Origin of the sequence: Amycolatopsis sp. 505 (genome assembly GCF_031625235.1) — a bacterium.
Lineage (GTDB): Bacteria > Actinomycetota > Actinomycetes > Mycobacteriales > Pseudonocardiaceae > Amycolatopsis.
On record NZ_JACKQP010000002.1, the window covers coordinates 346,911 to 361,475 of the forward strand.

19 protein-coding genes are annotated in these 14,565 nt (G+C 72.6%); 5 read left to right on the forward strand and 14 right to left on the reverse strand.

Annotation, left to right across the window (positions count from 1 at the left end):
- Positions 1 to 34 precede the first annotated feature (34 nt).
- Positions 35 to 1,948: an ABC transporter ATP-binding protein gene (locus tag H5965_RS08620; protein WP_310968850.1), complete on the forward strand. Its 1,914-nt coding sequence runs from the start codon at positions 35 to 37 to the stop codon at positions 1,946 to 1,948.
- Between the two features lie 433 nt (positions 1,949 to 2,381).
- On the opposite strand, the gene H5965_RS08625 is transcribed toward H5965_RS08620, so the two are convergent.
- Entirely contained in the window at positions 2,382 to 3,137 is a 756-nt protein-coding gene (locus H5965_RS08625) for a fumarylacetoacetate hydrolase family protein (protein ID WP_310968852.1), read from the reverse strand.
- Complete coding sequence (locus H5965_RS08630; protein ID WP_310968854.1) at positions 3,134 to 3,925, reverse strand: 2-keto-4-pentenoate hydratase; 792 nt, start codon at positions 3,923 to 3,925, stop codon at positions 3,134 to 3,136. The genes H5965_RS08625 and H5965_RS08630 overlap by 4 nt, the downstream gene beginning before the upstream one ends.
- 139 nt (positions 3,926 to 4,064) lie before the next feature.
- On the opposite strand from H5965_RS08630, the gene H5965_RS08635 reads away from it, so the two are divergent.
- The 3 genes from H5965_RS08635 to H5965_RS08645 are packed head-to-tail and all read left to right on the forward strand — an operon-like array spanning position 4,065 to position 5,622.
- Positions 4,065 to 4,568 carry a VOC family protein gene (locus tag H5965_RS08635; protein WP_310968855.1) on the forward strand — a complete coding sequence of 168 codons (504 nt, stop codon included), beginning with the start codon at positions 4,065 to 4,067 and terminating at the stop codon, positions 4,566 to 4,568.
- A gap of 56 nt (positions 4,569 to 4,624) precedes the next feature.
- Complete coding sequence (locus H5965_RS08640) at positions 4,625 to 5,197, forward strand: hypothetical protein (RefSeq protein WP_310968857.1); 573 nt, start codon at positions 4,625 to 4,627, stop codon at positions 5,195 to 5,197.
- 23 nt (positions 5,198 to 5,220) lie between these two features.
- Positions 5,221 to 5,622 (forward strand): CoA-binding protein, encoded by a 402-nt coding sequence (locus H5965_RS08645; protein WP_310968858.1) that lies wholly within the window; start codon positions 5,221 to 5,223, stop codon positions 5,620 to 5,622.
- Here the strand turns inward: H5965_RS08645 and H5965_RS08650 are convergent.
- The 12 genes from H5965_RS08650 to H5965_RS08705 form a co-directional block, all read right to left on the reverse strand.
- Positions 5,609 to 6,139, reverse strand: coding sequence for an NHL repeat-containing protein (locus tag H5965_RS08650; RefSeq protein WP_310968859.1), 531 nt, complete (start codon positions 6,137 to 6,139; stop codon positions 5,609 to 5,611). The genes H5965_RS08645 and H5965_RS08650 overlap by 14 nt on opposite strands.
- A 74-nt stretch (positions 6,140 to 6,213) precedes the next feature.
- Positions 6,214 to 6,774, reverse strand: a complete 561-nt coding sequence (locus H5965_RS08655; RefSeq protein WP_310968860.1) for a GvpL/GvpF family gas vesicle protein — start codon at positions 6,772 to 6,774, stop codon at positions 6,214 to 6,216.
- A complete protein-coding gene (gene gvpJ, locus H5965_RS08660) occupies positions 6,771 to 7,097 on the reverse strand; it encodes a gas vesicle protein GvpJ (RefSeq protein WP_310968862.1) in 327 nt (108 codons plus the stop codon). The genes H5965_RS08655 and gvpJ (H5965_RS08660) overlap by 4 nt, the downstream gene beginning before the upstream one ends.
- On the reverse strand, positions 7,094 to 7,327 hold the full coding sequence (locus H5965_RS08665) for a gas vesicle protein K (RefSeq protein WP_310968864.1): 234 nt from the start codon (positions 7,325 to 7,327) through the stop codon (positions 7,094 to 7,096). Before H5965_RS08665 ends, gvpJ (H5965_RS08660) begins: the two co-directional genes overlap by 4 nt.
- The gene (gene gvpJ, locus H5965_RS08670; protein WP_310968865.1) at positions 7,324 to 7,524 is read right to left on the reverse strand and encodes a gas vesicle protein GvpJ; all 201 of its coding nucleotides are present in this window, start codon (positions 7,522 to 7,524) and stop codon (positions 7,324 to 7,326) included. The genes H5965_RS08665 and gvpJ (H5965_RS08670) overlap by 4 nt, the downstream gene beginning before the upstream one ends.
- Positions 7,517 to 8,251 (reverse strand): GvpL/GvpF family gas vesicle protein, encoded by a 735-nt coding sequence (locus tag H5965_RS08675; RefSeq protein WP_310968867.1) that lies wholly within the window; start codon positions 8,249 to 8,251, stop codon positions 7,517 to 7,519. Before H5965_RS08675 ends, gvpJ (H5965_RS08670) begins: the two co-directional genes overlap by 8 nt.
- Complete coding sequence (locus tag H5965_RS08680) at positions 8,248 to 8,547, reverse strand: gas vesicle protein (protein ID WP_310968868.1); 300 nt, start codon at positions 8,545 to 8,547, stop codon at positions 8,248 to 8,250. The genes H5965_RS08675 and H5965_RS08680 overlap by 4 nt, the downstream gene beginning before the upstream one ends.
- Before the next feature lie 17 nt (positions 8,548 to 8,564).
- A complete protein-coding gene (locus H5965_RS08685) occupies positions 8,565 to 8,894 on the reverse strand; it encodes a gas vesicle protein (protein ID WP_310969664.1) in 330 nt (109 codons plus the stop codon).
- A gap of 185 nt (positions 8,895 to 9,079) precedes the next feature.
- On the reverse strand, positions 9,080 to 9,760 hold the full coding sequence (locus H5965_RS08690) for a response regulator transcription factor (protein ID WP_310968869.1): 681 nt from the start codon (positions 9,758 to 9,760) through the stop codon (positions 9,080 to 9,082).
- Positions 9,760 to 11,148, reverse strand: a complete 1,389-nt coding sequence (locus tag H5965_RS08695; protein WP_310968871.1) for an ATP-binding protein — start codon at positions 11,146 to 11,148, stop codon at positions 9,760 to 9,762. The genes H5965_RS08690 and H5965_RS08695 overlap by 1 nt, the downstream gene beginning before the upstream one ends.
- A 70-nt stretch (positions 11,149 to 11,218) precedes the next feature.
- The gene (locus H5965_RS08700; protein WP_310968873.1) at positions 11,219 to 11,941 is read right to left on the reverse strand and encodes a glutamine amidotransferase; all 723 of its coding nucleotides are present in this window, start codon (positions 11,939 to 11,941) and stop codon (positions 11,219 to 11,221) included.
- Complete coding sequence (locus tag H5965_RS08705; protein ID WP_310968874.1) at positions 11,934 to 13,163, reverse strand: MurT ligase domain-containing protein; 1,230 nt, start codon at positions 13,161 to 13,163, stop codon at positions 11,934 to 11,936. Before H5965_RS08705 ends, H5965_RS08700 begins: the two co-directional genes overlap by 8 nt.
- A 601-nt stretch (positions 13,164 to 13,764) precedes the next feature.
- On the opposite strand from H5965_RS08705, the gene H5965_RS08710 reads away from it, so the two are divergent.
- A complete protein-coding gene (locus H5965_RS08710) occupies positions 13,765 to 14,547 on the forward strand; it encodes an IclR family transcriptional regulator (protein WP_086837775.1) in 783 nt (260 codons plus the stop codon).
- Positions 14,548 to 14,565: the final 18 nt, after the last annotated feature.

Below are 14,565 nucleotides of genomic sequence, written 5' to 3' on the forward strand. Positions count from 1 at the left end.
GAAACTGTCGGACCCCCGGAGTACAGATGGGGACGTGACCGGAACCGCCGACCCGCCCCCGCTGATCGGGGTCGAGAATTTGAAGATGCCCGAGTGGGCACGCGTCGACGAACGCGTGGCCGCGTCGAGCTTTGGCCAAGCCGTGCGCACGCTGCCCACGGCGATCTCGGTCGTGCTGCGGCTGGCCTGGCGCACGTCGCCACGGTTGACGCTGCTGGCCGCCGTCGTGCACGTCGTCTCCGGCTGCGTCACGGCGTTCGGGCTGCTCGCCACGGCGAACGTCTTCACCGCGCTGCTCGAACAGGGGCCGACGCCGGAGCGCGTGCTGCAATCGCTGCCCGCGATCGCGGTCGTCACCGGGTCGTACGCGGCGCGGGCGTTGCTGGACGCGGCCGTCGCCGCCGTCGAAGGCGCGCTGCGGCCCCGGGTCACCGCGGCGGCGGACGACGCGGTGACGGCCGCAGTCGTGCGCGTCGGGCTGATCGCGTTCGAAGACGCGGACTTCCGGGAGCTGGCCCGGCAGGGCGCGCGGTTCGGTGTGCGGGCCATCGAGATGAGCTTGCGGCGGCTGGCCGACCTGACGTCGTCGGTCATCTCGCTGGCGGCGGCGATGATCACGGCCGGGCTGCTGAACCCGTGGCTGGCCCCGGTGCTGCTGCTCGCCGCGGCGGCCGACGGCTGGTCCGCCGCGCGCATCGCAAAGCTGAACTACCGGCACTTCCTGGACACCGTCGGGCGCAACATCCGCAAGTCGGTCGTCGAAGAGGTCGCCACCTGGCGCTCGATGGCCCTCGAGCGGCACGCGCTGACGCTGCAGGAGCCGTTGCTCGGCGAGTACCGGCGCATCTCGCGGAGCCTCACGCGCGAGGAGATCCGGCTGGCGCACCGGAGCAACCTGGTGCGCACGACCGGCCGGGCGGCGGCGGGCTTCGGCACGGCCGTGGCGTACCTGGTGCTCGGATGGCTGCTCTACACCGGCGGGATGGAGCTGGCGCTGGCCGGCACGGCGGTGCTGGCGATGCGCACGGCGTCGACGGCGCTGTCCAACACCATGCGCGCGGTCAACTCGCTGTACGAGGACTCCTTCTACATCGGGTTCTACAACCAGCTGCTCGCGGAGTCCCGGAAGCGGCAGCCGCCGCCGGCGTCGGCGACAGCGCCCGCGGACCCGGGCGAGATCCGGCTGGACGGCGTCACGTTCACCTACCCGGGCCGCGACAGCCCGGCGCTGCGCGACATCTCGGTGACGATCCGGCGCGGCGAGGTGGTCGCGCTGGTCGGCGAGAACGGCTCGGGCAAGACCACCCTCGGCAAGCTGCTCACCGGGCTCTACCCACCGGACGAGGGAACGGTCCGCTGGGACGACGTCGACCTGGCGGCGGCCGACCCGGCATCGGTGCACGCGAACATCGCGGTGATCGCCCAGGAGCCGGCGGAGTGGCCGATGACGGCGGCGAACAACATCACGATCGGCCGCCTCGGCCGCCCGGACCCGGAGGGCCACGCCTGGCACGAAGCGGTCGACTACTCGGGCGCGGACGAGGTGATCGAATCCCTGCCCGCCAAGGAGAAAACGGTGCTGTCGAAGAAGTTCGACGAGGGCCACGACCTGTCGGGCGGCCAGTGGCAGCGCATGGGCATCGCCCGGGGAATCTACCGGGACGCGTCGGTCCTGGTGGCCGACGAGCCGACAGCAGCCCTCGACGCCCGCGCGGAGGCCCGGGTGTTCGCCGGCCTCCAGCACGCAAGCCGTTCGGGCCGCGGCCGCCGCACGACGGTCCTGGTGACCCACCGGCTGGCCAACATCCGTTCGGCAGACCGGATCCTGGTCCTGGAGAAGGGAAGGTTGATCGAAGAAGGCACCCACGACGACCTGATCAAAGCGGGCGGCGTCTACCACGAGCTGTACGAGATCCAGGCCCGCGCCTACCGCAACGGCCCACCCTGACCGCACCCCGCCACGCCCGCGCACCCGCCCCGCGCACCCAACCGGTCGGGCCGCGCACTCACACGCTCGGGCCGCCTATTCCGCCGGTCGGCCCGCCCACTCGACCGATCAGGCCGCGCACCCAACCGACCAGCCCGCCCACCCAACCAACCGGACCGCGCACCCAACCGGCCGACCCGCCCACCCAACCGGCCAGCCCGCCCACTCGACCGACCGGGCCGCGCACCCAGCCGGTCGGCCGGGCGTACCCACACGGTCGGCCCGGGTGCCCGGTCGGTCGGCTCGCCGGCCGACCCTCCAGGCACGCGAGGTCGCCGGGCCGGACCTCGTCACTCGCGTGATCGAGGTCGCATGTCGCGTGATCGGGCGCGGAACTCCCGTGTCCAGCGGCGGAACTCCCTTGACTAGCGGGGCATCTCGCGTGCTCGGCGGGTCAGGTGGCGAGAGTGAGGGAGCCCAGGTGGGAAAAGTGGGCGGCGATGCGGGACCCGCGGCGGAGCGGGACCGCGTCCGTCATGCCGCCGGTCAGGACCAGCCAGCCCGGCTCCAACGCCAAGCCCCGGGATGCGAGGGCGTTGGCCGCCAAAGCGAGCGCCTCCGCCGGGTGGCCCAGGACGGCCGCACCCGTGGCCGTGTCGACGATCTGGCCGTCGACCTCCAGCAACGCCGCCTCCAGGGACAGGTCCAGCGACGCCGGCGGGACCCCCACCGGTCCTACGCTGAAGTACGCCGACGACCCGTTGTCCGCGACGGCGTCCGGCAGCGTGAACCGGTAGTCCGCATAGCGGCTGTCGATCACCTCGATGCCGCCGTACACGCGGTCGACCGCCGCCAGGGCCGTTGCCGCCGTCACGCCCGGGCCCGCCAGCCGGCGTCCCATGACGAACACCAGCTCCGGCTCGGCTCGCGGGTGGATCAGCGACGGCACCGGCACGCCCGCCGGCAGCACCATCGCGTCCGTCAGCCAGGCCAGCAACGGTGCGTCGATGCCCATCCGCTGCTGCTTGGCGCGGGACGTCAGCCCCAGCTTCACCCCGATCAGCGTCTCCCCGCGGGCCCGCCGCTGGCGCAACGCCTCGTCCTGGATCGCGTACGCCGTGTCGACGTCCAGGTCCGGCCACTCCTCCGAGAGCGGCGCCCGCTCCGAGACCGTTCCCAACAACGAAGCGGCTGCCTCTCGCACGTTCACGATTCCTCCGAAAACACCGCGGTGACGCTGCCGAGGCCGGCGATCGTCGCGACGATCGTGTCGCCCGGGGACACCGGGATCGCCCGGGTCATCGAGCCCGGCAGCACGACGTGGCCGGGCTCCAGGGTCACCCCCAGCGGCCCCACCGTGTTCGCCAGCCACACCAGCGAGTTCAACGGCGACCCGAGCACCGCGCCGCCCGCGCCCGTCGCCGCCACCGCACCGTTCTGGTACAGCACGCAACCCGCCAACCGGAGATCGACCGAACCCAACGCAGTCGGCTTGCTGCCGAGCACCACCCCGCCCGACGACGCGTTGTCCGCGATCGTGTCGAACAGCGAGATCTTCCAGTCCCGGATGCGGGAGTCGACGATCTCCAGCGACGGCAGCACGAAGTCGACCGCCCGGACCGCGTCGGCGACCGTCACGCCCGGGCCGCGCAGGGCCGAGCCGAGCACGAAGGCGATCTCCGGCTCGATCCGCGGCTGCAGGAACGCCGACGTCGGGATCGGCTGGTGCTCGAGGTGGAACATGCTGCCGGTGAGGTGCCCGTAGTCGGGCTGGTCGACGCCCATCTGCCGCTGCATCGCCGCCGACGCGAGGCCGACCTTGTGGCCGCGGACGGCGTCGCCGCCCTCGACCCAGTGCCGCACCTGCTCCTGCTGGATCCGGTAGGCGTCCTCGACACCCGCGTCGGGATACGTCTTGATCAGCGGCTCGATCGGCTCGCGCGTGGCGTAGGCCCCCGCCAGTGCGGCCGCGGCCTCCTGCACCTTGCTGACATCCACCTCCGGGACTCTGCCGTGCGCGGCGGGCAGGCACAAGCGCGGATGTTCCGTCCAGCGGAACTCTCGCCGGGCAATCTCTTGCGCGCGAGATAAATCGAGCGTAGCGTGGAGAACACCACCAGGAAGGGACGTGAGGGACATGGCACCGACCCAGGCCGAGGTCACCAAGCTCGCCGAAGCCCGCGACGCGCTGCGCGAGCGCCACCTGCGCCCGGCCGCCGAACGCCCGGCGACGAACGGGCGCGGCATCCACCACACCGCGCTGATCTCCAGCGACGTCGAGCGGACCATCGAGTTCTACCAGGACATCCTCGGCTTCCCGCTCACCGAACTCATCGAAAACCGGGACTACCCCGGCTCGAGCCACTTCTTCTTCGACGTCGGCAACGGCAACGCGGTCGCCTTCTTCGACCTGCCCGGTCTGGACCTCGGCCCGTACGCGGAAGTCCTCGGTGGCCTGCACCACCTGGCCCTCTCGGTCACGCCCGAACGGTGGAGCGCGATCAAGGACAAGCTCGACGAGGCCGGGGTGAAGTACCTGCTGGAGAGCAAGACCTCCATCTACCTGTCCGATCCGGACGGTGCCCGCGTCGAGCTGATCTCCGACCCGCTCGGCGAGATGTACGGCGAGAAGATCGGCTGAAAGCGTGGTCCGGGCGTCGTGCGCCAACTAGCCTGTGCGCGACGTCTGGAGGTCCGATGTCCGACTGGTCGCTCTCCCGCGCGAAGGCGCGGCTCGATCACCGCGAGCTGCTCGACGAACTCACCGCGCGCACCCGCTTCGAGGTCCGGCTGCACCTGAACGAACCGGCCACGAACGGCGCCTACGACGAGCTCACGAGCATCTTCGCGATCGGGCACGGCGAGTGCGCCGCCCTCCTGCAGCACCACCGGCTGCTGCCGTGGTGGGAGCGGGCGCTGCTGTTCCGCTACGCGCGGCGCATGCACGGCAAGGCGATCACGCGCAGTGTCGGCGTCGTGCCCGCCGAGGTCGCGCCGCAGGCCGCCCGCGCGTTCGGCGCCGAGATCGCGGAGCTGGCCCCCGGCTCCGGGGACACCGGCGCGAAGTACGACCTGCAGGGCCGTGGCCTGCTGACCGTCTTCCGGATCGCGGTCGGCGCCAAGGGCGAAATCTGGCCGGACCGCCACGAGGTCGCCACGACGTCCGCCCGCAACATCCTGACCTGCGCCGCGACCTTCGCCCGGCGTAAGCCGTGGCACGTGATCTGGCCCGTCTACCGGGTGCGCGGCCTGCGGCTCTGGAAGCTTTGACCCCGGTGCAGCGTTCCACCGGTATGAACGCAGAGGAAATCCTCGCCGGCGCGAACACCATCGCCGTCGTCGGCCTGAGCCGCGATCCGGCCAAGGCCGCGCACGGCGTCCCGGCGGTCCTGCAGGCCCACGGCTTCCGGATCATCCCGGTGCACCCGACCGCGACCGAGCTGCTCGGCGAAAAGGTGTACCGGTCGCTGAAGGACATCCCGGAGCCGGTGGACCTCGTCGACGTCTTCCGGCCGTCCCCCGAAGCGCCGGGCATCGCCCGCGAGGCCGTCGAAATCGGCGCCAAAGCGCTGTGGCTGCAACAGGGCATCGTCTCCGCCGAAGCGCGCCGCATCGCCGAGAAGGGTGGGCTCGCCTACGTCGAGAACCGGTGCACCGCGGTCGTCCGCGCGACCGCCTCGATCACGAAGAGCTAGCTCCGAAGTGGACGATCCGGTGGTTGCCCGGCTCGGTGACCCAGACGCCGCCCGCGCCGTCGTCGGCCATGTCCCTCGGCGAGCCGATCGGCTCGGCCGTGTCGGGTAGCGCGGCGCCGGTGCGGATGTCGAACCGGGCGACGCGCCCGGTGTCGTCGACCAGCAGCCGCCCGGCTCGGTCGAGCGCCACCGCGCGGGGCCGGTCCAGGCCGCCGAACTCGCGCACGAAGCCGCCCTGCCACGAAAACTGCACCACGCGGCGGTTGCCGGTGTCGGCGACGTAGACGTTGCCCGCCGCGTCGACCGCGACGCCCTCGGGCGCCTTGAGCCGCCCGGCCAGGACGCGCACGAGCGCGCCGTCGCGGGTGAAGGCCTGGACCCGGTCGTTGCCGGTGTCGGCCACCCAGACGCGGCCGCGCGAGTCGACGGCGATCCCCGAGGGCGCGCGGAACTGCCCCGGCCCGGCGCCGGGCCCGCCGAACGCACGCGGCAGCGCGGCGACTTCACTGCTGGTCACGGCACCAGGATCACCGGCGGCGGGCCGGTGCGGCCAGCGCCGGGACGAGTGTTCAGCGACTGTTCCGCCTCCGCTCACCAGCTCCAGCGGGAGCACGTCCGCCGGTCGAGGAAGCTGTACGCGGGCAGGGGCCCGAGCCAATCGGCCTGGACACCGTCGTCGCGCGCGAGCCCGGCGACGGCGTCCCGGACGACGAGCAGATCGCCCAAGCCGACCAGGAACGCCCACCGCTCGTCGGCGCTCTCGCCCGCCGGCAGCGCCACGGAGTCGCGGGCGCGTTCGGCGACCCGCGACAGCAGCACGTCCGAGCGGGCCGCCCGCCACGCCGACCCGGGTTCGGTGAACCGCAGGCAGACGTGCACCTCGGCCAGGCCGTCGAGCCGGTCGAGGTCGGCGCGGTAGGTGTCCGCGGCCGGGGCGAGCACCTCGGTGCGGACGGCGTCCTCGTCCTCGGCCACCGTGCCGAACCGGACCGGCAGCACCGGGCCGCCCTCGACGAGCGCGGACACCACCGCCAGGTGCGCGGCCGGGTCGGGCTCGGGGTCGCCGACGACCATCGCGAGGTCCTCCCAGCAGACCGTGCGCGGTGCGCGCGGGTGCCCGGCCCGGACGACGCCGTAGAGCTGCAGCGTCACGGCTGTTCGACGGGGATGGCCGGCGCCGGGGGCACGGCCACCGCGGAGGTCGGCGGCGGGGGCGGGATCAGCCCGACGGTCTGGTCGAGCCCGATGGAGACCTGCCCGGGGTTGGGCTGCTGCGCCTGCGCGTTCACCCGCTGCATCGCTTCGAGGTAGCGGATGTAGGTGTCGACGCTGGCGATCACCACCCTGGCCTCGATCGACAGCAGTTCGATCCCGATCAGGGACACCTTCACCGTGGCGTCGATGACGAGTCCCTTGTCCAGCAGGATGTTGAGGGTGTCGGCGAGTCCGCCACCGGTCTGCCCCGGTCTGGTCACTTCGCTCCTTCGGTTGCGGGGATGTCATCGAGGGCGGCGCGGATCTCGGCGAACCGGAGCTCCAGCGCGATGAGGGCCTGGCCGAGCGCTTCGACCTGGGCCGGGGTGAGGGTGCCGGCGTCGAGCCGGCGCAGGGCCTGCCGCTCCAGCACTTCCTTGAGGATGTCGAGCACGGTGACGACGAGGTGCCCGAGCCCGCGGCCGGCGTCGGCGGCGATCCGCTGGGTCATCCGGGCTCGCCTTCCAGCCCGAGCAGCAGCAACCGCAGGTCGAGCCGCACGAGGTCGATGCCGGCGAGGGAGATGATGACGTCCCCGGTGACGACGGCGCCGCGGTGCACGACCCGGTCGAGCAGGTCGACGATGGCCTCGGCGGCGTTGGTGCCGGACGGGGTGAAGACCTCGGGCAGCAGGTCGGGTTCAGCCATTCGCCGTCGCTCCGAGCTCGAGGTCGGTGAACGAGTACGGCGGCCAGGGGCCCGACGTCTCCACCGTCGCCCCCGCCGCGCTCAGCTCGCGGGTGAACCACTCGACCTCCGCGTGGAAGTCCGCCTCACGACCGGTCTCCACCAGGTACGCCGTGTTCATCAGCACGCCGTGCGGCCGGGCGCGTTCCACACTGTCCGCCGACTGCCGCCGCAGCGCCTCCTGGAGCCGGCCGGCCGCGCCGGCCACGTCTTCGCGGGCGCGCTGGATCGCCTTCAGCCGTTCGCGCCGCCGGACCAGGTACTGCGTCCCGGTCAGGCCCGCCGCGTCCGGCCGGGTGGTCGCCGCCGGCTCCGAATGCCGCACCCGGACGCCCCACTCGCGGTGGCCGGCCACCTCGTCGAGGCAGTCGCGGGCCTGGTCGTAGCCCGCCTGCAGGAGCCGGAGCGCGGCGTCTTCGCCGTCGAGGACCGTGCCGAACCGCAGCGGCAGCACCGGTTCGCTGCGGAACACCGCGCGCACCACGGCGTCGTGCTCGCGGGCCAGCTCGGCGAGCGTGCCGTCGACCGGGTCGAGCGTGTCGATGCGGTCGAAGCGCGCCGGCGCCACCTCGGCGACCACCACGCCGAGGTCGCGGTAGCCGATCAGCCGCGGCGCGGGCCCGATGTCCAAAGCGGACGGACGGTTGCGGGTGATCGCGTACGCGCAGAGCCAGTTTCCGGTGCTCACCGCGGTTCTTCCCTCCCGCCCGGCACGGGCAGCCGGGCCTCCAATTCGGCGACGCGCGCCGCCAGGTCGGACGCCCCCAGTTCCGCTCGCGCGGCATTCGGGGCGAAGAACGGATCGTTGGTCCACCAGTCCATGCCCATTTCCCGGGCGGTCTGCGCGGACGCGATGAACAGCCGGATCCGCAGCGTCAGCAATTCGACGTCGACGACGCTGACGCCGATGTCACCGGCGATGACGACGCCCTTGTCGAGCACGCGTTCCAGAATGTCCGCCAACGAATCGGACGAAGCGGCCAATCGTGTCGACCTTCCTTTCAGGAATCGGTGGCGCCCCGCGTGAACCGGCGCAGCCGCTCGCACGCGCCGAGTTCGCCGTCGGCGTCGACGTCCACCCGGTAGGTGGCCATCACACTGGTGGAGTCCGGAATCCGGGCCAGCTCGACGACGTCGACGAGCACGGACCAGCCGCCGTCGCCCCGGCCGCGGATCCCGGTCACGGCGTGCGGAGTGAGCCCGGTCACCATGGCGAACTGGTCCTTCGCGGCCCGAATGGCATCGGCGGCGCGGAGCCGGGAAACGGATTTCCCGGCGGCATCGGGCGCATTTTTGTTTTGGGCAGGCAACGGCAGTGGCGATTCCGTCATCGCTTTCCTAGTCACGGGGTGGGTGCCCACCGTAGCAACACCGACGTTCACGTGCAGGGCCGTCGCGGGACGGCATTTTTCACCGGTTCGCGCGCACGATTGGGCGGTCCGCGGCAACCACGGGCGACAAATGGCGCAGCACGTGGGCGGCCAGCGGAACCAATTTCCGGAAAACGCCCGATTGATTACGATCGAGTAACGTCCACCAGGCGGTAGCCGACCCCGCGGACCGTCTCGATGGTGTGGGTGCCGAACGGCGTGTCGATCTTGCGCCGGAGATAGCCGATGTACACCTCGACGACGTTCTCGTCGCCGTCGTAGTGCGCGTCCCAGACGTGGCTCAGGATCTCGTTCTTCGACAACGCCGTTCCGGCCCGCCGCAGCAGGAACTCCAGCAACCCGAACTCCCGCGCGGTGAGCTCGATCCGCTTTTGTCCCCTGTGGACAGTACGGGCGGACGGGTCGAGCCGCAGGTCGCCGGCCTCCAGCACGGCCGGCCGGGCCGGGGCGCCGCGCCGCAGCAACGCGCGCAGCCGGGCGATCAGCACGACGAAGGAGAACGGTTTGGACAGGTAGTCGTCGGCGCCGAGGTCGAACGCGTCGGCTTCGTCGTACTCGCCGTCCTTGGCCGTCAGCATCAGCACCGGCGTCCAGTTCTCCGCCGCGCGCAGGCGTTTGAGCACCTCGTAGCCGGACAGCTCGGGCAGCATGATGTCGAGCACCACGACGTCGTACGCGTGCTCGGTCGCCCGCCAGAGGCCCTCGCGGCCGGTGTGCGCGACGTCGGCGGTGAAGCCCTCGGCCACCAGACCGCGCCGCAGCGTCTCCGCGAACTCGCGCTCGTCCTCCACGATCAGCAGGCGCACTACTCCTCCTTCGGCAGTTCGATCACCGGCAGCTCGATCACGAACCGCGCGCCCGGCTCGCCGGACTCGGCGTAGCGCGCCCGGCCGCCGTGGCGGGCCGCGATGCCGGCCACGATCGGCAGGCCCAGCCCGGTCCCGCCGTGCCCGCGCTGCCGCGACGCGTCGAGCCGGACGAACCGCTCGAAGATCCGCTCCCGGTCGGCTTCCGCGACGCCGGGGCCGTCGTCGCTCACCTCGATGACGGCCAGGTCGCCGCGCACCGCGCTGCTGACGCGGATGCGCGAGCGCGCGTGCCCGCGGGCGTTGTCGACCAGGTTGCGCACGGCCCGCCGCAGCTGGGCCTCGCTGCCGTGCACCTTCGCCGGCCCCGCGCGCACTTCGACGTCCGCCGTGGTCTCCCCGCGGACGCGCTCGGCTTCGGCGCGGACGATGTCGTCGAGGTCGACCTCGGTGCGCTGCGGCCGGTCGGTCGCGTCGTCGGTGCGGGCCAGCATGAGCAGGTCGTCGACGAGCTCGCGCAGCCGCGCGGTTTCCCGGGCGATCACCGGCACCAGGTCGCCGGTGCTCTCCGGGTGCCGCCCGGAGACGTCGAGAGCGGTGCTTATCGTCGAGAGCGGTGATCTCAGTTCGTGGCTGGCGTCCGCGACGAACCGGCGTTGCGCGGCCTGGGCCGACGCGAGCCGGGACAGCATTTCGTTGAGCGTCACGGCCAGGCGGTGCACCTCGTCGCCGCCCGGCGGCAGCGGCACGCGCGCGGCGAGGTCGCGCGTGGAGATCTCCGCGACGGTCCGGCGCATCCGCTCGACCGGCCGCAGCGCCGAGCCGACCGCGCGGTACACCGCGAGCCCGGCGATGGCCAGCAGCGGCACGGCGATCAGGCCGAGCAGCAGCGTCAGCCGTGTCGAGGCCTCCGTGACCGGTTCCAGCGAGCGCGCGGAGATCACGGTGAACGGCCCGCCCGGACCGGTCACCTCCTGCGACACGACGCGGTAGTCGTCGTTGTCGCCGTTCAGCCCGAGCGGCAGCGTTTCGACGATCTCGTGCCCGACGACCGGGCGGGCCGTGGTCAGCGGCGGGTGCCCGACGATCGCCGGGTCGCTCGCGATCGGCGTCCCGCGCGCGTCCAGGACCTGCGTGACGGCCTCGGTGTCGCCGGTGCTGGCGACGTCGCTCGCGCTCAGGTCGCGCGCGCCCTCGCGGATGAGCTGGATGGCGACCTGCCGCCCGGTGCTGCGGGCACTCTCGGTGACGCTGCGGTCGAGCGACTCCTCCAGCAGCAGCACCACGACCACGCAGCCGACGGCGATGGCCAGCGCGAGCGCGAACACCGCCACCGCGGTGGTGCGCATCCGGACGCCGGTCGCGGCGACCACCTTGCCCAGTCTCACCAACGCAGCGTAACCACGAACGAGGCCGGTACGCGGGCGGACCAGCGACGGGACGCTCGCCGCCACCCCGTCACGCGCCCCGGCGCCGGCGCGGGACGGCGAGCCGCTCCCCGCGCAGCCGCTCGACCTCGGCCAGGTCCAGCGGGCCGAGCGGGTGCCCGACCGTCCAGGCCAGCAGCAGGTCGGCCAGCGCGGGGTTGCGGGCGAGCGCCGGGCCGTGCAGGTAGGTGCCGACGACCCGGTCGGTCACCGCGCCCTCGGTGCCGTCGCCGTTGCCGGTGCCGCGCACGACCCGCCCGAGCGGCTCGCTGCCGGCGCCGAGCTTGCTGACGCCCAGGTGGTTTTCGAACCCGGTCAGCGCCTCGCCGTCCAGCAGCCGGGACGGTGTCGCGACCAGCTCGGCGACCGCGCGCTGCTCGCCGGGTTCGGTGGTGACGTCGAGCAGGCCGAGCCCGTCGTGGTCGACGCCGTCGAGGCCGCGGAAGCGGGTGCCGAGCACCTGCAGGCCGGCGCACACGCCGAAGACGACCGCACCGGCCGCGACGGCCCGGCGCAGGCCCGGGTACTTGCGCAGGTGCGCGGCGGCCAGCACCTGGGCGCCGTCTTCGCCGCCGCCGAGCAGGTAGAGGTCCAAAGTGGACGGCACCGGTTCGCCGAGCCCGACCGGGACCACCTCGGCGTCGAGCCCGCGCCACTGCAGCCGCTTGCCGAGCACCTGGGCGTTGCCGGTGTCGCCGTAGGTGCCGAGCACCTCGGGCAACAGAAGTCCGATGTGGACGGTCGAATCAGCCACTCGGCAACCTGCCCACCAGGTCGCGGAACGCGGTGTAGTTGGCGACCAGCTCGACCGCGCCGGGCGGCAGCGCGTCGATCGCGGTGACCGGGTCCGGTTCGGCCCAGTGCGCGACCTCGGCGTAGCAGAGCCGGACGGACAGGTCGGCGCCGCGCTCGCCGGTGACGACGACTTGGCGCCCGCGGAGCCGTTCGAAGTGGACGTCCCACAGCCAGGACAGGTCGCGGCCGTCGGCCTCCTGGGCGTTGACCGCGACGACGACCGGGGTGTCCTCGTCCAGCACGCGCAGCGTTTCCACCCAGCCGGCCGGGTTCTTGGCCAGCATCAGCCGCACGGAGTGCCGTGACCGGCGGATCGTCCGGTAGCGGCCGCCGATGTCGGTGATGGTCCGCAGCCGGGCGGCGGCGGTGTGCGGCGGCACGCCGAGCCGGTGCGCCGCGGCGAGCGCGAGGGCGGCGTTCGCGCGGTTGACCTCGCCGGGCAGCCGCAGGTCGAGGTCGACCTGACGGCCACCGGGGGTGACCACGAGCTCGCCGTCGAGCGTCCACCCGGGTTCCGGGCGGGCGAGGCCGCACCCGCAGCTCCAGTGCCGGTCCTGGGTTTCGACGCGGCCTTCGCAGCGCGGGCACGCCGTCGAGTCCCCGGTCCAGCGGCGGCCGGCGCCGACCCAGACGGCCTTCGCGGCGGCGCTCGCGGCGGAGGTCACGAGGACGTCGTCACAGTTCGCGACGACGACGGTGCCGTCCAGGCCGGCGATGGCGGCCCGCAGGTCGCGTTCGGTGGCGCGGACCTCGCCGACCCGGTCGAGCTGGTCGCGGCTGAGGTTGAGCAGGACGAGGACGGCGGGCCGGACCTGGTCGGCGACCCAGGGGACGTAGGTTTCGTCGACCTCGAGGACCGCGTAGGGCGCGCCGGGGCGGGCGGTCAGGGCGGCGAGGACGCCATCGGGCATGTTCGCGCCATCGCTGTTGGCGGCGACCTCGGCGAGCGTTTCGAGCGCGCGGGTGAGCATCAGCGAGGTGGTCGTCTTGCCGTTGGTGCCGGTGACGAGCACAACGGTGCGTTCACGCCCGAGCCGGCGCAGGGCGAGCGGATCGAGGGCCAGGGTGACGCGGCCACCGATCATCCCGCCGCGGCCCAGCCCGGAGCTGCGCGAGAGCCAGGCGGTAAGCCGCCCGGCGGCCACGGACGCGCGGGTACGGAGGGGACTTCGCAGGGACATCGCCTGGATGGTGCCTGCGAGCCGCTGTGATTTTCCTGAGTCCGTGGCGCGCGTCTCGCGGGCGGCCTTCGCGGTGGGCTGGGGCGCACCAGGGCACTCCACCGGCCCGAACGAGACGCGGACGCCCAACCGGCACCCCACCCAGACCTCCCCACCGAGCTCGTCGCCCCCAGCCAGGGTTCCGGCGAAGACGGGCAACTCGCGCACCGGCGGCGCCTGCAGTGTCGCGAATGACTCATTCGGGACGTCCGAGGTCCCGAATGAGTCATTCGCGACCTTCGAGGAGCGCCGGCACCCGCACCGGCGGAAAGAACGCCCATCACCGCCGCTTTGTCCACATTGCCGTCACCCCGTGGACAACGCGGCCGCACATTCACACATATGAACAACCCACCTGTCGAACCTGTCGAACGCCGCCGCTCGGAGCCGCGCAACCGCCATAGGTAGGAAACTTAACCATCGGATGTTGAACCAATTAGCATCCACAACTACTCGCATTGTCGCGAAACTTTCCAAGATCTACCGCAGATACATCGGAGGTGTTACCGTCCAACCCCAGCCAGCGGAAAGGCGTGCCGCTCAGCGGGAAATGGAGGGCGTCGTGGGACCGGAGCGCGGGCTCGAACAAAGCGGAACTCTCGAACGCGGGCTTGCCGTGCTGGAGCACGTCGGGCGGCACCAGGAGATTTCCACCAATGCGATCGCGCGGCAACTGGGGCTTTCCCGCAGCGCCGCCTACCGGATCGTCGGCACCCTCAAGAACCTCGAGTACCTCGAAGCCGACCAGGTCACCGGGCGGGTGCGGCTCGGCACGCGGCTCGTCGAACTCGGGGCCCGGGCGATGGCCGCCACCGATCTGCACCGGTGCGCTCCGCGGTACCTCGCCTCGCTCGCCGAACGGTCCGGCGAAACCACCTACCTCGCCGTTCCCGACAACGACACCATGGTCTACGTCGCCACCGAACGCAGTGCCAGTGCCGTCACCCTCGCCTGCCGGCTCGGCACGCGGCGGCCGCAGCACGCGACGTCGCTCGGGAAGGCGTGGCTCGCCGCGCTGCCCGAGGCCGATCGGCTCGAACGCGTGCGGCGGATGAAGCTCGACTCGCTCACCCTCAAGACCATCATCGACCCGCACCGGCTGCTCGACGAGCTCGCGAAGACCAGCCGCCGCGGGTGGGCGATCGACGAGGTCGAGAACGAGCCCGACGTCGGGTGCGTCGCCGCCGCCGTGCGGGACCACTCGGGGCGGCCGATCGCCGCCATCAGCATCGCCGGGCCCGCTCCGCGCGTGCTGCGGCGGCTCGACGAACTCGGGGCCTCGGTGGCCGGGACCGCCGCCGCCCTGTCGCTGCGGCTCGGGTACGTCCGGAGCCGGCCGGCCTGACCACCCGCGAAACCGGCA